Annotated in this window: 17 protein-coding genes; 4 read left to right on the forward strand and 13 right to left on the reverse strand. The window is 61.0% G+C overall.

Annotated features, from left to right (window positions below; translation table 11 throughout):
* Nucleotides 1-36: 36 nt before the first annotated feature.
* Both N0Q91_RS14280 and N0Q91_RS14285 read right to left on the reverse strand, forming a co-directional pair.
* Complete coding sequence (locus N0Q91_RS14280; protein ID WP_003527150.1) at nucleotides 37-201, reverse strand: DUF1328 domain-containing protein; 165 nt, start codon at nucleotides 199-201, stop codon at nucleotides 37-39.
* Nucleotides 202-347: 146 nt separating this feature from the next.
* Nucleotides 348-737: a hypothetical protein gene (locus N0Q91_RS14285; protein ID WP_234819184.1), complete on the reverse strand. Its 390-nt coding sequence runs from the start codon at nucleotides 735-737 to the stop codon at nucleotides 348-350.
* A gap of 172 nt (nucleotides 738-909) precedes the next feature.
* On the opposite strand from N0Q91_RS14285, the gene N0Q91_RS14290 reads away from it, so the two are divergent.
* Nucleotides 910-1,158: a YMGG-like glycine zipper-containing protein gene (locus N0Q91_RS14290; protein WP_003527142.1), complete on the forward strand. Its 249-nt coding sequence runs from the start codon at nucleotides 910-912 to the stop codon at nucleotides 1,156-1,158.
* Between the two features lie 77 nt (nucleotides 1,159-1,235).
* On the opposite strand, the gene N0Q91_RS14295 is transcribed toward N0Q91_RS14290, so the two are convergent.
* A complete protein-coding gene (locus N0Q91_RS14295) occupies nucleotides 1,236-1,424 on the reverse strand; it encodes a NepR family anti-sigma factor (RefSeq protein WP_275596729.1) in 189 nt (62 codons plus the stop codon).
* 246 nt (nucleotides 1,425-1,670) lie between these two features.
* On the opposite strand from N0Q91_RS14295, the gene rsiB2 reads away from it, so the two are divergent.
* On the forward strand, nucleotides 1,671-2,468 hold the full coding sequence (gene rsiB2 / locus N0Q91_RS14300; protein ID WP_018094288.1) for a PhyR-type response regulator RsiB2: 798 nt from the start codon (nucleotides 1,671-1,673) through the stop codon (nucleotides 2,466-2,468).
* Between the two features lie 247 nt (nucleotides 2,469-2,715).
* Here rsiB2 and N0Q91_RS14305 read toward each other — a convergent pair whose 3' ends face one another.
* From N0Q91_RS14305 to rirA, 8 genes are all read right to left on the reverse strand, one after another.
* On the reverse strand, nucleotides 2,716-3,846 hold the full coding sequence (locus N0Q91_RS14305) for an AI-2E family transporter (RefSeq protein ID WP_275596730.1): 1,131 nt from the start codon (nucleotides 3,844-3,846) through the stop codon (nucleotides 2,716-2,718).
* A 410-nt stretch (nucleotides 3,847-4,256) separates the two neighbouring features.
* Entirely contained in the window at nucleotides 4,257-4,601 is a 345-nt protein-coding gene (locus tag N0Q91_RS14310; protein WP_018094286.1) for a RidA family protein, read from the reverse strand.
* Between the two features lie 64 nt (nucleotides 4,602-4,665).
* Entirely contained in the window at nucleotides 4,666-5,493 is an 828-nt protein-coding gene (locus N0Q91_RS14315) for a dipeptide ABC transporter ATP-binding protein (protein ID WP_018094285.1), read from the reverse strand.
* Nucleotides 5,490-6,344 carry an ABC transporter ATP-binding protein gene (locus N0Q91_RS14320; RefSeq protein WP_018094284.1) on the reverse strand — a complete coding sequence of 285 codons (855 nt, stop codon included), beginning with the start codon at nucleotides 6,342-6,344 and terminating at the stop codon, nucleotides 5,490-5,492. The genes N0Q91_RS14315 and N0Q91_RS14320 overlap by 4 nt, the downstream gene beginning before the upstream one ends.
* 1 nt (nucleotide 6,345) lies before the next feature.
* Nucleotides 6,346-7,254 (reverse strand): ABC transporter permease subunit, encoded by a 909-nt coding sequence (locus N0Q91_RS14325; protein ID WP_018094283.1) that lies wholly within the window; start codon nucleotides 7,252-7,254, stop codon nucleotides 6,346-6,348.
* 10 nt (nucleotides 7,255-7,264) lie between these two features.
* The gene (locus tag N0Q91_RS14330) at nucleotides 7,265-8,269 is read right to left on the reverse strand and encodes an ABC transporter permease subunit (protein WP_018094282.1); all 1,005 of its coding nucleotides are present in this window, start codon (nucleotides 8,267-8,269) and stop codon (nucleotides 7,265-7,267) included.
* A 103-nt stretch (nucleotides 8,270-8,372) separates the two neighbouring features.
* Entirely contained in the window at nucleotides 8,373-9,968 is a 1,596-nt protein-coding gene (locus N0Q91_RS14335) for an ABC transporter substrate-binding protein (protein ID WP_018094281.1), read from the reverse strand.
* Nucleotides 9,969-10,436: 468 nt separating this feature from the next.
* On the reverse strand, nucleotides 10,437-10,901 hold the full coding sequence (rirA, locus tag N0Q91_RS14340; RefSeq protein ID WP_018094280.1) for an iron-responsive transcriptional regulator RirA: 465 nt from the start codon (nucleotides 10,899-10,901) through the stop codon (nucleotides 10,437-10,439).
* A gap of 189 nt (nucleotides 10,902-11,090) precedes the next feature.
* Here rirA and N0Q91_RS14345 point away from each other — a divergent pair, with 189 nt between their 5' ends.
* Nucleotides 11,091-12,131, forward strand: a complete 1,041-nt coding sequence (locus N0Q91_RS14345) for a Fe(3+) ABC transporter substrate-binding protein (RefSeq protein WP_275596731.1) — start codon at nucleotides 11,091-11,093, stop codon at nucleotides 12,129-12,131.
* A gap of 154 nt (nucleotides 12,132-12,285) precedes the next feature.
* On the opposite strand, the gene N0Q91_RS14350 is transcribed toward N0Q91_RS14345, so the two are convergent.
* Complete coding sequence (locus tag N0Q91_RS14350) at nucleotides 12,286-13,782, reverse strand: CoA-acylating methylmalonate-semialdehyde dehydrogenase (RefSeq protein ID WP_100669491.1); 1,497 nt, start codon at nucleotides 13,780-13,782, stop codon at nucleotides 12,286-12,288.
* A 115-nt stretch (nucleotides 13,783-13,897) separates the two neighbouring features.
* Between N0Q91_RS14350 and N0Q91_RS14355 the strand changes: the two genes are divergently transcribed.
* A complete protein-coding gene (locus N0Q91_RS14355; protein WP_100669493.1) occupies nucleotides 13,898-14,779 on the forward strand; it encodes a LysR family transcriptional regulator in 882 nt (293 codons plus the stop codon).
* Between the two features lie 71 nt (nucleotides 14,780-14,850).
* On the opposite strand, the gene N0Q91_RS14360 is transcribed toward N0Q91_RS14355, so the two are convergent.
* Nucleotides 14,851-16,089: an FAD-linked oxidoreductase, L-gulonolactone oxidase family gene (locus N0Q91_RS14360; protein WP_275596732.1), complete on the reverse strand. Its 1,239-nt coding sequence runs from the start codon at nucleotides 16,087-16,089 to the stop codon at nucleotides 14,851-14,853.

Here is a 16,089-nt window from a genome sequence, read left to right on the forward strand (position 1 = left end):
ACCTTTTTTTGCGGGCGGCAAGCCCCGCCTGGAGGCTCACGTTCGGCGGATGAGACCCGCTACGAGCGAGATCACGAGGAATATGAGGAACAGGAAGAACAGGACTTGCGCAATTCCCGCCGATGCGCCGGCAATTCCGCCGAAGCCGAGGACACCGGCGATGATCGCGACGATCAGGAACACGAGAGCGTAATAGAGCATCTGCTATCTCCTTGTCAGCGTTATCGAAATCGAAACGCGTGTCGGCTCGCCTTTGTTCCCGGGCCGGCCGTGGCTGCGCGGTGCGAGGTTGTCTACCCGGTTCAGAAAGCATTGATTAACCAAGAGAACCGCAAATAGAACCGAACTTATATTTCGCGTGCAAGCGAGAGGAACCTTCGAAAGCGCTTGGCGTTGTTCGGATTGAAAGAATCTCCAGGAAGACAATGAAGATACCATCGCGACATATCTGGAAGACCGTAAACGATGCGGGCCGTTATCAGACCGATCTGCGTGATCGGAATCTCCATATCGGCAGGACGATGCGCGACCTTCAGCGGCACTCCGAGGAAAAGTACAACAAGCGGATCCAGGCGCTGCTCGAAACTCTGGAACGTGCCGAACGCCAGTCGCATAAATGACGACCGCTCCGTGTCCCTCCGGCAACAGGCATGCGCGCCGGCGTCATCGCGCGCGGAACAAAAGGCGCCAATCGGCGTTTTGGCGACAATAACAAGCGCCGCGGCGGCGGCATCCATGGGAGATGGGAATGCAAGCCTTGGCGGCGCCTGTTGTGACCACCCCTCCAGCGGGGACCGACGCTCAGATGAGCATCGCAGCGGCTCCAGCCATGCCTCGGTGCGCATTTCCAACGAAGACTATGCTCGGCATCTCCAGCAGTTCTGTGTCAACCCTGAATAGGAACGCGTCATGAAGAAGTTACTCGTCGTCGCAAGCCTGATCCTTCCCTTGGCTGCCTGCACGCAAACGGAACGAGGTGCGGCAATCGGCGCTGCCTCCGGCGGTATCATCGGCGGTGCCATATCCAATGATGTCAGGGGAGCTGCGGTAGGTGCCGCTGTCGGCGGTGTCGCCGGTGCCCTTATCGGTCGTGCGAACGAGCCCGGCTATTGCGTCTATCGCGACCGCTACGGCCGCCGCTACACGGCGCGCTGCTGATACGGATAGTTCTCGGGGCCGCGCTCCTGCCGGGGCGGCTCGTTTTGTCGGTGGCCGCCAGCGTGAAAGCTGCGGCGTCACTCGCGCGGTCGTTCTTCGGCCTCATCCAGACGGTGCAGAAGGTCCAGAAAGTGCTGCGGCACGGGTTCGTTCTCCACCGTCTGGTAGAGCGCCTTCAGCTTCGAAGCGATTTGACCGTGAGGTTGCGTCGTCTCGGCGCGGTCGATCCCCGCTGGCACGGCGCCTTTCTTTGAGGACTTCTTCATCTTCCCGTTCCGTGCGGGCTGCAGTTCCGCGCCATTTCAGGTCCACGGTACCTGATGCGGCGCTTTTCGTGCCTGTCGGAATAAGCTTCAGCCAATCCCATCCAAGGTCGCAGCAGCCGGTCGCCCAATTCATTTGCCGCGATTGTTTCTCAAGGCTTTCCATAAACCGGAATACGTGCTCAAAACATTTGAGGTATCCTGCTTGCGCCGTCGGCAAGATATGCACAATAGTTTAGGAAGGTCTAAATGCCACTTTCCACAAGGATTGCGCCCCACCTCCCCTATCTTCGGCGTTACGCCCGTGCCGTCACCGGCTCGCAGGCAGCCGGCGATGCCTATGTCTCTGCCGTGCTCGAAGCGCTGATCGACGATCTGGGGCTTTTCCCGGCCGCGTCGAACGATCGCATCGGTCTTTACAAGCTGTTCTGTTCCCTGTTCGGAAAACTCAAGATCGACCGAACTCAGCTCGCTTCGCCTTTCGCATGGGAGCAGAAGGCGGCTTCCAATCTCTCCCTCATCGCGCCGCCCCAGAGACAGGCATTCCTTCTCGTCGCCCTTGAGGGTTTCTCGACCGGCGAGGCGGCGGAAATCATGGGGCTGGACCACGGCGCCTTCGGCAAGCTGCTGACCAGCGCCTCGGAGGAGATTTCGCGCCAGATCGCGACCGACGTGATGATCATCGAGGATGAGCCTCTCATCGCGTTGGACATCGAGGACATGGTGACGAGCCTCGGTCACCGGGTCACCGGGATCGCCCGCACGCGCCGCGAGGCGCTTGATCTCTATCACCAGACATCGCCGAAAATGGTGCTCGCGGATATCCAGCTGGCCGACGGCAGTTCGGGCATAGACGCGGTCAACGACATCCTGACGCAGGCGGCCGTACCGGTCATCTTCATCACCGCCTTTCCCGAACGGCTACTGACCGGCAAGAAACCCGAGCCGGCCTTTCTGGTGACCAAACCCTTCAACCCGGAAACCGTGAAGGCGCTGATCAGTCAGGCTCTTTTCTTCGACGAACATGCGCAGGCCGGAGCGAGCTAGAGCATTTCCTGTTTCATGGAAACGCTGAAATGCTCCAACCCTTTGGTCCAACGCGCTTCCGGACGGAAAACCGTTACACGCTTTTCCTGGAAGTGCTCTAAGGCCTGTTGAGATTCGGGTCACCCGCCGCCGCTTGTTCGATTCCCTCATTCCTGTGCTCGTCACAGGGATGAGGTGGGGAGCGATTGCAGTCCTCCGAAAACTTTCCTACAGCGCCGCGCGTCTTATGAGACGCGCGCATGAAGGATCAGCCCGGCAACTGGCGTTCCGGCTGCGGCAGCAGGGTCTGCTCGAATATGATCATCGCGATCAGCGAAAGCGGAAAGGCGAGGAGCGCCCCGACAGCACCCCACATCCACGTCCAGAAAATGATCGCGACGAAGACCAGGAACGGGTTGATATCGAAGCGTTGGCCGAGGATGGCGGGCACCAGCAGATTTTCCATGGCGAGGTGAACGGTGAAGAAGGCGACCGCCGGGGCGATGGCCACGATGAGCGCATCATGCGTCATCAGTCCGCCGACGAGCAAAGAGAGGGTCATGAAGGTGACCCCGAGATAGGGAATGAAACTCGAGACGAAGGCGAACAGCCCCCAAAGCGGGGGCATCGCCAATCCGCCGACCAGCGCAATGACCATGGTTATGAAGCCCAGCGCCAGATAGATCAGGCTGGCGGTCGAGAAATAATGCGTAAGCGCATCCTCCAGGGCGTTCATGATCCGGATCGCGCTCAGGCGACCTTCGCGGCTGGGAAAAGCGAGAATGATCGTGCTGCGCAACTGAACGCGCCCCAGCAGGAAGAGCACAAGCGCGGCCAGGAAGATCAGGGTCTGCACCAAAGCGGGCGTCAGGCTTGCCGCCGCGCCGCCGATCAACGGTCCCGCATTCTTGACGATGACGTCGGCGAAAGCCTCTTCTCCGCTGCCGCGGGCAAGCGCTACGTTTATCCATTCGAAGCGCTGCAGATAGGGCAGTATCCGCTCCATGAGGCCTTCGACCAGCCGCGGCGCCTCGCGCGCGACCTCGGTGATCGGCCAGAGGATGGCATTGACCAGGTATGACAGGCCAAGCAGAAAGCAAAGCGCCAGCAAAAGGCCGCCGAACATGGGCGGCAGCCCGAATCGGGCCAGTTCATCGGCAGCGCGGCCGAGAACGATGCCGATGACGACGGCGAGCGTGATCGGCAGGAGGATCGCTTCCATCGCATAAACGACGGCCGCGCAGGCGATCACGAACAGTCCAATGACGCTCCACGCGCCGGCGAGATCGATGCTGTCGCGTTTTCGGGCGACAATCGCCGATGCCTCGGCTAGCGCGATTTCCCTCTCCGCTTCGCGCTTTCGTCGACGCTCGGCCGTCGTCCGCCCGACTATGTCCATCGGCACCTACCTCTCAAACGCTCGTGCGGCGAACAGTTCGTTCGCGAATGCGGGAAGGAGGTGGCGCACTCCACCCCGGATGCCCCCGCGAAGCCTTGCTCAATGTCGCTTAAGCGGGACAGGTGAAGCGTGGCGGAAAGCAGGCCAGGCCCACCGATGGTGATCAGCAATGTTTAGGCCACGCCCTGCGGCGTGCGCGGGAAGAGATCCATGCCGAATACCGGCACGTCACGACGGGTCCTGGCATCCGGTAGAGCATGTCTCATCCTCCTTGCGGAACGCACCGATAAACGCCGCAACTGCGGAAATCGTTCCTGCGCGACAAGCGTGTAAGGACGGCAGCAAAACGCCGCCGGCCGAGGGGCCGACGGCGGGGAAAGTGGAGCGTATATCTGCTTGCGTGAAACGTCTTAGAGAGCTGCCGTCACGATGACTTCGACGAGATATTCCGGGGTTGCGAGTTTCGCTTCGCCGGTCGCGCGCGCCGGCGCGTGGCCCTGAGGCACCCAGGCGTCCCAGACCGAATTCATCTTGGCGAAATCCGCCATGTCGGCGAGCCAGACGGTCGCGGAAAGAATGCGCGTCTTGTCCGTGCCTGCGAGCGCCAGCAGACGATCGACCTCCGCCAGCGCCTGCTTCGTCTGGGTGACGACGTCGTCGCCGGCATTGCCGACCTGGCCGGCGAGATAGACCGTGTTGTTGTAGACCACGGCCTGGCTCATCCTCGAGCCGCTTTCGAAACGCTTGATTTCCATAATCCTCATCCTGGTGTTGGGCCGAACAACGGTCTGCCGGCATTTGGGTGATACGTATTTCCGCTCAGGCGGCATTCTTCCGGGCGAGCCGGGCCTTGATGCTGGCAACATCCGCCCGCGGCGTCGCCGCGAACAACGTCTTCGTATAATCGTGCTGCGGGTCGGAGAATACCGCGTCCCGGCTGCCATACTCGACCGCTTCGCCGTAATACATCACCATTACGTCATCGGCGATGTAGCGCACCACCGACAGATCGTGACTGATGAAGACATAGGTGAGCTTGAATTCGTCCTGCAGATCGGCGAGCAGGTTCAGAACCTGCGCCTGTACGGAGAGGTCGAGCGCCGAAACCGGCTCATCCAGAACCAGAAGCTTAGGATTGAGCATCAGCGCACGGGCAATCGCAATGCGCTGCCGCTGGCCGCCGGAGAACATGTGCGGATAGCGATTGTAGTGCTTCTCCTCGAGGCCGACCTTCTTCAACATCGCCATTGCCCGCTCTCGGCGTTCGCCTGCCGGAACCTTGGTGTTGATGATGAGCGGTTCCGCGAGAATATCGCCGATCTTCTGGCGAGGATTGAGGGAGCCGTAAGGGTTCTGAAAGACGATCTGAACCTTGCGGCGCATCTCCGCCGTCAGCCCCTCGCGCGCGATGTCGACCGTCTTGCCGTCGATCGACAGCTCGCCCGCCGTCGCCGGGTCGATGAGCGTGATGATGCGTCCGAGCGTAGACTTGCCGCAGCCGCTTTCGCCCACGATCGCGAGCGTCTTGCCCTCGTCGACCGTGAAGCTTACGCCCTTCAGCGCATGAACGGTGCGCGCCGCACGGAACAGGTTTCCGGGAATATGATAGTCGCGCACCAGGTTGCGGGCTTCGAGAACATGGGTCATCGAGCAGCTCCCTCGAGCATCTGTTGCTCATTGAAAAGTTCGGAAATCGTCGGCAACCGGTCTCCCGTCGCATTCTCCGGCAAGGCCGAGAGAAGCGCGCGGGTATAATTGCTCTTCGGCGACTCGAACAGCGAAAGGACATCCGCCTCTTCGATCTTCCGGCCCTTGTACTGCACGATGACGCGATCCGCCGTCTCCGCTACGACGCCCATGTTATGGGTGATCATGATAAGGCCCATGCGGTATTCCTGCTGCAGCTTCATCAGGAGATCGAGGATCTGCTTCTGAATCGTCACGTCCAGTGCGGTCGTCGGCTCGTCCGCGATGAGCAGTTTAGGGTTGCAGGCAAGCGCGATGGCGATCATCACGCGCTGGCACTGCCCGCCCGACATCTGGTGCGGAAAGTGCCCGAGGCGCTCGGCGGGGTCGGGAATGCCGACCGCATCGAACAGCTCGATCGCGCGCTTGCGCCGCGCTGCCCGGTCGAGACCCATATGTATGCGCAGCACTTCCTCGATCTGGAAACCGACCGTGAAGCACGGATTGAGGCTGGCGATGGGCTCCTGAAAGATCATCGCAATGTCCTTGCCGACGATCTTGCGCCGGTCGGAGGCCGGCATCTTCAATAGATCCCGTCCGTTGAAGGCGAGCTTGTCCGCGGTCACCTTGGCGGTCCAGGGCAGAAGCCCCATGGCGGCAAGCATGGACACGGATTTGCCGGAGCCCGATTCCCCGACGATCGCCAGGACCTCGCCCTCATGCACCTTGAGCGAGACGCCGTCGACGGCTCGGAACGGCCCGGACGCCGTCTGGAATTCGACGACGAGGTTTTCGATTTCGAGAAGCGCCATGTCAGGACCTCTTCAGCTTGGGGTCGAGTGCGTCGCGCAGGCCGTCGCCCATCAGATTGATTGCCAGAACGGTCACGAGGATAGCGAGGCCGGGAAGCGTCACGACCCACCAGGCACGGAGGATGAATTCGCGTGCTTCCGCCAGCATCGTTCCCCATTCCGGCGTCGGCGGCTGCGCACCCATACCCAGGAAGCCGAGTGCCGCCGCATCGAGGATCGCACTCGAAAACGAGAGCGTCGCCTGGACGATGAGCGGGGCCATGCAGTTCGGCAGGATGGTCTTGAACATCAGCCTCGCATGTCCGGCTCCGGCGACCTTCGCCGCCACGACGTAGTCGCGCGTTTTCTCCGTCATCACCGCCGCCCGCGTCAGGCGGACGAAATGCGGCTGGAAAACCAGCGCGATCGCGATCATCGCATTGGTGAGGCCCGGCCCCAGCACCGCCACCAGGACGAGCGCCAGCAGGAGCGACGGGAAGGCCAGGATGATGTCCATGATCCGCATGATGACCGTGTCGATCCACCCGCGGAAATAGCCGGCGATGACGCCGACGAGGATTCCGCCCGTCAGGGACAGAACCGTCACGATGACGCCCACGAAGAGCGAGAACCGTGTGCCGTAGATGAGACGGGAGAGCATATCGCGGCCCACGGCGTCGGTCCCGAGCAGGAAAGTCGCGCGGCCGCCTTCCTGCCAGACGGGCGGGAGCAGCACCGCCTCGCGGAACTGGATGGTCGGGTTATGGGGTGCCACCAGCGGAGCGAAGATGGCGAGCAGCACCAGGAACAGGAAGAAGAACAGGCCGATAACGGCGCCGCGGTTCTCCGAGAAATAGTACCAGAATTCGGCGAGACGCGCCCGGCGCGTCGGATCGGTCGATATGGCGGTTGTCGCGGTAACTTCGGTCATATCGCTCTCCTCAGTGCCGGATGCGGGGGTTGATCAGGCCGTAGAGCAGATCCACGGCGAGGTTCACCAGCATGATGACCGCGGCGATGATCAAAAGCCCGCCCTGTATGACGGCATAGTCGCGCCGGAAGACCGAATCGACCATCCATTTGCCTATCCCCGGCCAGGAGAAGATCGTCTCCGTCAGGATCGCGCCCGCCAGCATCACACCGACCTGCAGGCCGATGGTGGTGACGACAGGGATCATCGCATTGCGCAGCGCATGAATGCCGACCACACGGAAGGTGGAGAGCCCCTTGGCACGTGCCGTGCGCACATAGTCCTCGGAAAGCACTTCGAGCATTGCAGAGCGGGTCTGGCGCGCAATGACGGCGAGCGGAATGGTGCCGAGAACGATCGTCGGCAGGATGAGGTGATTGAAGGCCGACTGGAACGCCCCTTCCTGGCCGGACAATAGCGAGTCGATCAGCATGAAGCCGGTGACCGACGGGAAGAAGAACATCAACGAGATACGCCCGGACACCGGCGTCCACTGCAGAATGCCGGAGACGACGATGATCAGCAGCAGGCCCCACCAGAAGATCGGCATCGAGAAGCCGATGAGCGCGGTGCCCATGATGATCTGGTCGAAGATGGACCCGCGCTTGACTGCCGCGACGACACCAGCGGGGATGCCGACGACCACCGCGAAGATGATGGCGCAGAGCGACAGCTCGACGGTCGCCGGGAAGAGCTCCATGAACTGATCGATCACCGGCTTCTTGGTGACGATCGACGTTCCGAAGTCGCCCTGCAGAACGCCCCAGAGATAATCCAGGTACTGCATCACGATCGGGCGGTCGAAGCCCAGTTGGTGGGAGATCTCGGCGTGCCGCTCCGGCGACATCACCCGTTCGCCGGAAAGCAGCGCCACGGGATCGCCGGGAAGCAGGCGGATGAAGGAAAAGGCGATGATGGAAACCCCGATGAAAGTCGGGATCAGCACTGCCAAACGCCCCAGAAGGAATCGGAACATAGTCAAACCTCATGCCAACCGTGCCCGCATGAGTGGCGGCACTGGCAAAAGGAAGAGGGGCGCTCGCCAGCGGCAAACGCCCCCTTCGGATCTGTCGATAAGATTACTCTACAATATCAACGCCGTCGAAAGCAAAGTCGCCGAGCGGGCTCTGCACGAAGCCTTCGACATTCTTGCGCATCGGGACGATGGAGAGCGAGTGGTCGAGCGTTGCCCAGGGAGCTTCGCGCTTGAAGATGACCTGCGCTTCCTCGTAGAGCTTGGTGCGCTCTGCGACGTCGGATGCTTCCTTCGCCTTCGTGACGAGGTCGTCGAACTCCTTGTTGCACCACTGCGCGCGGTTGTTGCCGCCGACGGCATCGCAACCGAGCAGAGTGTCGAGGAAGTTGTCCGGGTCGCCATTGTCGCCCGTCCAGCCGAGGATGACCGCACCGTCGCGGTCCTTCGCCTTGGACTTCTCGAGATATTCCGCCCATTCGTAGGAAACGATTTCGACCTTGACGCCGACCTTTGCAAAGTCCGCCTGCATCAGTTCGGCGGCGCGACGGGCGTTCAGCATGTAGGGACGCGCGACAGGCATTGCCCAGACCTTCATCGAAAGGTCCTTGACGCCGGCATCCTCGAGCATCTTCTTGGCCGCTTCCGGATCGTAGGTGTCGTCTTCGATCTGTTCGTTATAGGACCACATCGTCGGCGGAATCGGGTTGACCGCCGGCTGCGCCTGTCCCTGGAAGACGGCATCGACGATCGCCTGCTTGTTGATCGCCTTGTTCAGGGCCTTGCGCACTTCGACCTTGTCGAAAGGCGCCTGCGTCGTGTTGTAGGCGAGATAGGCGACGTTGAGGCCGGCCTGCTCCATCACCTTGAGGTTCGGATCGGCCTTCATGGCTTCCACATCGGCCGCGTTCGGATAGGGCATCAGGTGGCATTCGCCGGCCTGCAGCTTCTGAAAGCGAACGGCCGCATCCGTGGTGATCGCGAAGACCAGATCATCGATCTTCTGTTTTCCGCCCCAGAAGTCCGGATGAGCCTTGTAGCGGATGACCGCGTCCTGCTGGTAGCCGACAAAGGCGAAAGGACCGGTGCCGAGCGGCATCTGGTTGAGCTGGTTCATCTTGCCTTCGGCCTGCAGCTTGTCGGCATATTCCTTCGACATGATCGAAGCGAAGGGCATGGCAAGATTGGCGAGGAACGGCGCTTCCTTGCGCTTCAGCTTGATCTTGACCGTCATGTCGTCGACTTTCTCGACCGACTCGAGCAGTTCCGGCAGGCCCATGCCGGCGAAATATTCCCAGGAACCGCCGGTTACGTAGCCGTGCCACGGATGGTCGGACTTCCACTGGCGCTCGATCGAGAAGATCACATCGTCGGCGTTCAGTTCGCGAGTGGGGGTGAAGAACTCGGTCGTCTGGAACTTGACGCCGGGACGCAGCTTGAAAGTATATTCAAGGCCGTCGTCGGAAATCGTCCAGCTTTCGGCGAGCCCGGGCTCGGTCTCCGTCGTGCCCTTCTTGAACTCGAGAAGACGGCTGTAGACGGTATGCGCGGCAGCGTCGAAGGTCGTGCCGGCCGTATAGAGGCCGGGATCAAAGCCCTCCGGCGACCCTTCCGAGCAGAAGACGAACGTTTTCGACCAGGCGGTGCCGGCCATCAGCGTGGCAATCGCCGTCGCTGCCAAGAGAGTAGTGAGCTTTTTCATGAGCTTGCTTCCCAGATTTGTTTTTGTTCTCGCAATTTATCTGACACGGCATGACGTTTACACCCGGTCAAGGGCGGATGGAACGACATTTGGCGTCGCAATGCAATAAGTCGCTTTGGAATTTTGTCTATGCGAAAAATTCTTCCGCAAACAGAGCATGCGGAACTATCCCCGACTTTCGCCGGCAGCCGCGGTTCCGGGGCAAGCAATGCGAGTCGCGAACTCTCAAGGGGAATGCAGATAAACTCTAAGCTGCGCTGTCGAAGGGAAACATTCGACCTCGAAAATGCTCGCTACCTTCAAGGTGCCGAGATCGCCCGCCGGAAGCGAGACCTGTCGACCGGACGAGCATTTCGCGGGTGAGTTGCCGCCAGCATACGTGCCGCGGCATGCGTGGGTTTTCCGTCCCGCTCTCACGCTGCTTCAGGGCAGAGCCTCTCGGCCGCAAGCTCGCAGACGCGAGTGAACTCAGGCGGCCGAGGTCTGCGGGCGCACCGGTTCTTCCAGGCCCAGGAGGAAGTTGATCTGCGGCCTGGCCTTGACCAGGTCGTCGATCGTGTACCCCTGAAGCACTTCGAAAAAGGCGTTCAGCGCCTTGCGCAGCGCGGCGTTGAGGCCGCAGCTGTCCACCAGCGGGCAGTCGATCTCGCCCGCCTCGAAGCATTCCGCCATGGCGAAACTGTCTTCCGTGACTTTGACGACGTCGAAAAGGGTGATCTCCGACGCCGGCTTCGGCAGGCGGACGCCGCCGTTGCGGCCGCGCACCGTCTCGACCAGGCCGGCTCTCGTGAGCGGCTGCAGAATCTTGAAGAGGAACAGCTCGGATACGCCGTAAGCCCTGGCAATCTCGGGAATGCGGCTGAGCTTCTCGCCGTTCGCAGCACAGTACATCAACATGCGTACCGCGTAGTTGGTTTGCTTCGTCAGACGCATTTTTTGCTCCGGATTCGATAAATTCGTGCCTCATCATATAGGACGGATCGCAGTTTGGAACAATTCCAAAAAGTGGAAATATTCACGAAGGTTATCTCTTTACCTTTTCGCTGTTGACTGACGCGCCGGCGGACGGCAGAAATATGATTGAGTTAGTTAAGTTTAAAACACGAAAAAGGAGAGAGCACCATGCAAATTTCAAAAGCGCTGATCGGAGCGCTGTCCGTAGCGGCGACGTTTCTTGCCTCTACGGCGGTCCGAGCCGACGGAGAGGTCAACATCTACTCTTACCGGCAGCCGGACCTCATTAAGCCGCTTTTGGACGCCTTCACCGAGAAGACGGGCATTGCGACCAACGTCCTCTTCCTCGACAAGGGTCTTGTCGAGCGCATCCAGGCGGAAGGCGCAAACTCTCCAGCCGACGTGATTCTGACCGTGGACATCAGCCGCCTGACCGAAGCGAAGGACGCGGGCGTGACGCAGCCGGTCGTCAACGAGACCATCAACAAGGACATTCCCGACCATTTCCGGGATCCGGACGGCAACTGGTTCGGCCTGACGACACGCGGCCGCGTCGTCTATGCCTCGAAGGAGCGCGTCGCGCAGGACGACATCACTTATGAGGAACTCGCCGACCCGAAGTGGAAGGGCAAGATCTGCACCCGCGACGGCCAGCACTCCTATAATGTCGGCCTGTTCGCCTCCATGATCGCGCACCACGGCGAAGCCGAAGCGGAAAAATGGCTGACCGGCCTCAGGAACAATCTCGCCAAGAAGCCGGACGGCGGCGATCGGGACCAGGCCAAGGCGATCTTCGCCGGCGAATGCGACATTGCGCTCGGCAACAGCTACTATGTCGGCCTTATGATCACCAACGAGAAGGAGCCCGAGCAGAAGGAATGGGCTTCGGCGATCAAGGTGCTGTTCCCGAACACCAAGGACCGGGGCACGCATGTGAACATCTCCGGCATGGCGCTCGCCAAGAACGCGCCGAACAAGGAAAATGCCCTCAAACTCATGGAATTCCTGTCGGAAGGCGAAGCGCAGAAAATCTATGCCGAACAGGTCTTCGAGTATCCGGTTCTGCCGGGCGCCGAACCATCGGAAGTCGTGAAGTCCTTCGGTGAGATCAAGCCGGACACGCTGCCGCTTGCGGAAATCGCGGCAAACCGCAAGAAGGCCTCGGAAATCGTCGACAAGATCGGCTACAACGACGGCCCGCAGGACTGAGACCGACGATCTAAGCAATACGAGGACGGCGGGCGCATGCCCGCCGTTTTCGTGACGGCTCCAGTGGGACGAACGGTTATTCGCGCCGCCTCCTCGATCCAATCGGAGGGCCTCCCGAAGGAGGCCCCGGTCGAAGCAGGCGTTCGCTGCCGCGTTATCGCATCGTCGGTATCGAGAACTCGGCTCCATCCTTGATGCCGGACGGCCAGCGGGATGTGATCGTCTTCGTCCGCGTCCAGAATTTGATCGAGTCCGGCCCATGCTGGTTGAGGTCGCCGAAGGACGAGGATTTCCAGCCGCCGAAGGAATGGTAGGCGAGCGGAACCGGGATCGGAACATTGACGCCGACCATGCCGATATTGATGCGGGAGGCGAAGTCGCGCGCCGCATCGCCGTCGCGGGTGTAGATGGCGACACCGTTGCCGTATTCGTGCTTCATCGGCAGCGACAGGGCCTCTTCGTAATTCCTGGCGCGGACGACCGACAGGACGGGTCCGAAGATTTCGGTCTTGTAGATGTCCATGTCGGGTGTGACGTCGTCGAAGAGGCAGCCGCCGATGAAGTGGCCGTTCTCATAGCCCTGCAGCTTGAAGTCGCGGCCGTCGACCACGAGCTTCGCACCCTGCTCGATGCCGCTGTCGATCAGGCTGCGGATGCGCTGCTCCGCCTCCTTGGTGACGACGGGGCCCATATCGGCCTTTTCGTCGGTATAGGGACCGATGCGCAGGCTTTCGACCATCGGAACAAGCTTGTCGATCAGCCGGTTTGCGGTTTCCTCGCCGACCGGAACGGCGACCGAGATCGCCATGCAGCGCTCGCCCGCGGAACCGTAGCCGGCGCCGATGAGGGCGTTGGCCGCCTGGTCAAGGTCGGCGTCCGGCATGATGATCATGTGGTTCTTTGCGCCGCCGAAGCATTGCGCACGCTTGCCGTTCATCGCCGCCGTGCCATAGACGTAGCGGGCGATCGGGGTCGAGCCGACGAAGGAAACGGCGGCGATATCGGGATGCGTCAGGATCGCATCCACCGCGCCCTTGTCACCGTTGACGACGTTGAGGATGCCCGCCGGCAGACCGGCTTCGATCATCAGTTCGGCAAGGCGGATCGGCACGGAGGGATCGCGTTCGGAAGGCTTGAGGATGAATGCATTGCCGCAGGCGATCGCCGGGGCGAACATCCACATCGGGATCATGCCGGGGAAGTTGAACGGGGTGATGCCGGCGCCGACGCCGACCGGCTGGCGGATCGAGTACATGTCGATGCCGGGACCGGCGCCTTCGGTGAATTCGCTCTTCTGCAGGTGTGGAATGCCGATGACGAATTCGCAGACTTCGAGGCCGCGCACGATGTCGCCCTTGGCGTCGTCGATGGTCTTGCCGTGCTCGCGGGAAAGCATCTCGGCCAGCTCGTTCATGTTGTCGTTCAGGAGCTGGACGAACTTCATGAAGACGCGGGCGCGGCGCTGCGGGTTGGTTGCGGCCCATTTGGGCTGGGCAGCCTTGGCGCTCTCGACGGCGGCGGCCAGGTCCGCGTCGCTCGCCAGCGCCACGGTGCCTTGAACTTCGCCCGTTGCCGGGTTGAAGATGTTGCTGACGCGACCGCTCGTGCCGGCAACGCGCTTGCCGTCGATGAAATGACCGAGTTCATACATGAGTGTTTCTCCTGACCCTTGATTGTGCCCTCATGATCGCACTACGATTTCAACAATTCAATTTCCGAATTTCAGGAACCGTTGTGCGCAAATTAAAGTCCATGAAAGCGCTCGCATGAACTGGGACGACGTCCGGGTATTTCTGGCCGTCGCGCGGACGGGCCAGATCCTCGCCGCCTCGAAAAGGCTCGGCATTAATCACGCGACGCTCAGCCGGCGGGTTACCGCACTCGAGGAAAAGCTGAAAGCGAAGCTCCTCATCCGGCGTCCCAACGGCTGCGAACTAACGGCCGAAGGCGAGGTCTTCTTTGCCGCGGCCGAGCGCATGGAAACCGAGATGCTCGCCGCCCAATCGCAGGTCGGGCGGATCGATACGGCGATCGCGGGCACGGTGCGCATCGGCGCCCCTGATGGTTTCGGCGTCTCGTTCCTGGCGCCGCGTCTCGGGCGGCTCACGGCACGTTACCCGGAATTGAAGCTCCAGCTCGTTCCTGTTCCGCGCTCCTTCTCGCTGTCGCAGCGCGAGGCCGATATCGCGATTACCATCGAACGGCCGGAACAGGGGCGGCTCGTCTCGTCCAAGCTTACCGATTATACACTGGGCCTCTACGCATCGGCAGAATATCTTGGCCGCTACGGCACACCCGGGACTGTCGACGATCTCAAGAACCATCGGCGGATCGGCTATGTGGAGGATCTGATCTTCACACCGTCGCTCAATTTCTCCAGCGAGGTCATGCGCAGCTGGAACGCCTCCTTCGAAATCTCAAGCGCCACCGGCCAGACCGAAGCCGCCCGCTCCAGCGCTGGCATCGGCATCCTGCATAACTACATCGCCCGGCAATATCCGGAGCTTGTACGCCTGCTCCCCCAAACGACGATCCGCCGCGCCTATTGGACGACCTATCACGAGAGCGCCCGCGACCTGGTGCGCGTGCGTACGGTCGCAGCGTTTCTGCAGGAACTGGTGACGGCGGAGCATCAGATATTCGTTTAGAGCGGGGTGAGGAAAACTGTATGCGGTTTCGCCCGCATCCCGCGTCTGAACTCGACCTGACATCATGAACGTCAGCCGAGCAGCATCTTCAGATGGTCGTTCAGGAAGCGCCCCTTCGGGTCCAGTTCCCTTCGTAGCGAACGGAAGTCCCCGGCGCGCGGATAGAGATGCGTCACATCGTCGGTGTCGAGGAAATGCATCTTCCCCCAATGCGGCCGCGAGTCGTATCCGCGCAGGATCTGGTCGACGTCCTTCAGAAACGCCCAGTAATCGATCCCCGGGCCCCCCGAGACGGAAAGCGTGATGCTGTCCTGGTGATGGAAGGGGCTCATCCACGCCGGATCGCCGGCGGTGAAGCGATATTCGATCGGATAGATGCAGTTCGTATGCTTGTTGAGCATGAGATCGCGCACGGCTCTGACCGCTGCCTTGCCGTGTTCGAGGGGCACCGCATATTCGAGTTCGACGAAGTTGGGGACGTATTCGATGGGATAGACTTCCGAACTGTAGGCGATCTTTTCGAACTCGCTCTCCATGGGCGCCGCGTCGGTGATATCCATCACCTTCATTTCGCAGACATCGGCCAATTTGTTCGTGGACGAGACGGCCGAGGTATCCGGCAGGCAGTAGAGGTGACGGCTTTCCGGCGTCGGGCACCAGAAAAATCCGAAATGCCGGTGATTTGCGGCCAGTTCGTCATGGCGCTCCATGCAGGTCTCGAAGTCGTCACGCCACAGCCGCTCGTGCAGGTTATAGGCGTCCATGACGTTGAGCGTCATGGAGGAGATGACGCCGAGCGTGCCGACCGAGACCTGGGCCGCGTGGAGCAGTTCTTCGTTGCTCCCATCGATGTCGAGAATTTCCCCGTTCGCCTTGACGATCCTCATCCCGGCGATCGAAGACGCCATGTTTCCGAGCTTGATCCCGGTCCCGTGGGTTCCGGTGGTAAAGGCGCCGGCCACCGCCTGGCTGTCGATATCGCCCTGATTGATCAGCGACAGTCCGTGCTGCTTCAGCGTCTTGCCCACCTCGTTGATGCGCGTTCCGCCTGCTACGGTAATTTGCTTGCGCGCCTTGTCGACGTTCTGAACGCCCCTGAGATTTGCCAGCGACAAAAGGAGACCGCTGGTCCCGACGACCGGCGTGAAGGAGTGGCCCGAACCCGAAACGCGCACTCCGAGATCCCGCCTGTCCGCCTCTGCGACCAGCTCGGCCAGTTCGGATTCGGTTTCGGGCGAGGCCTTGTATTGCGATACGCAGTACTGATTGCCTACCCAGTTCCGCCAGACTCCACCTTTCTCGAAAGCCAT

Source organism: Sinorhizobium prairiense, assembly GCF_029201645.2.
Classification (GTDB): Bacteria; Pseudomonadota; Alphaproteobacteria; order Rhizobiales; family Rhizobiaceae; genus Sinorhizobium; species Sinorhizobium meliloti_A.

What these genes read in the sequence shown, in the direction of transcription:
- N0Q91_RS14280 (WP_003527150.1), bottom strand. Translation starts at nt 201, where the DNA reads ATGCTCTATTACGCTCTCGTGTTCCTGATCGTCGCGATCATCGCCGGT.
- N0Q91_RS14285 (WP_234819184.1), bottom strand. Translation starts at nt 737, where the DNA reads ATGGATGCCGCCGCCGCGGCGCTTGTTATTGTCGCCAAAACGCCGATT.
- N0Q91_RS14290 (WP_003527142.1), top strand. Translation starts at nt 910, where the DNA reads ATGAAGAAGTTACTCGTCGTCGCAAGCCTGATCCTTCCCTTGGCTGCC.
- N0Q91_RS14295 (WP_275596729.1), bottom strand. Translation starts at nt 1,424, where the DNA reads ATGAAGAAGTCCTCAAAGAAAGGCGCCGTGCCAGCGGGGATCGACCGC.
- rsiB2 (WP_018094288.1), top strand. Translation starts at nt 1,671, where the DNA reads ATGCCACTTTCCACAAGGATTGCGCCCCACCTCCCCTATCTTCGGCGT.
- N0Q91_RS14305 (WP_275596730.1), bottom strand. Translation starts at nt 3,846, where the DNA reads ATGGACATAGTCGGGCGGACGACGGCCGAGCGTCGACGAAAGCGCGAA.
- N0Q91_RS14310 (WP_018094286.1), bottom strand. Translation starts at nt 4,601, where the DNA reads ATGGAAATCAAGCGTTTCGAAAGCGGCTCGAGGATGAGCCAGGCCGTG.
- N0Q91_RS14315 (WP_018094285.1), bottom strand. Translation starts at nt 5,493, where the DNA reads ATGACCCATGTTCTCGAAGCCCGCAACCTGGTGCGCGACTATCATATT.
- N0Q91_RS14320 (WP_018094284.1), bottom strand. Translation starts at nt 6,344, where the DNA reads ATGGCGCTTCTCGAAATCGAAAACCTCGTCGTCGAATTCCAGACGGCG.
- N0Q91_RS14325 (WP_018094283.1), bottom strand. Translation starts at nt 7,254, where the DNA reads ATGACCGAAGTTACCGCGACAACCGCCATATCGACCGATCCGACGCGC.
- N0Q91_RS14330 (WP_018094282.1), bottom strand. Translation starts at nt 8,269, where the DNA reads ATGTTCCGATTCCTTCTGGGGCGTTTGGCAGTGCTGATCCCGACTTTC.
- N0Q91_RS14335 (WP_018094281.1), bottom strand. Translation starts at nt 9,968, where the DNA reads ATGAAAAAGCTCACTACTCTCTTGGCAGCGACGGCGATTGCCACGCTG.
- rirA (WP_018094280.1), bottom strand. Translation starts at nt 10,901, where the DNA reads ATGCGTCTGACGAAGCAAACCAACTACGCGGTACGCATGTTGATGTAC.
- N0Q91_RS14345 (WP_275596731.1), top strand. Translation starts at nt 11,091, where the DNA reads ATGCAAATTTCAAAAGCGCTGATCGGAGCGCTGTCCGTAGCGGCGACG.
- N0Q91_RS14350 (WP_100669491.1), bottom strand. Translation starts at nt 13,782, where the DNA reads ATGTATGAACTCGGTCATTTCATCGACGGCAAGCGCGTTGCCGGCACG.
- N0Q91_RS14355 (WP_100669493.1), top strand. Translation starts at nt 13,898, where the DNA reads ATGAACTGGGACGACGTCCGGGTATTTCTGGCCGTCGCGCGGACGGGC.
- N0Q91_RS14360 (WP_275596732.1), bottom strand. Translation starts at nt 16,089, where the DNA reads ATGGCTTTCGAGAAAGGTGGAGTCTGGCGGAACTGGGTAGGCAATCAG.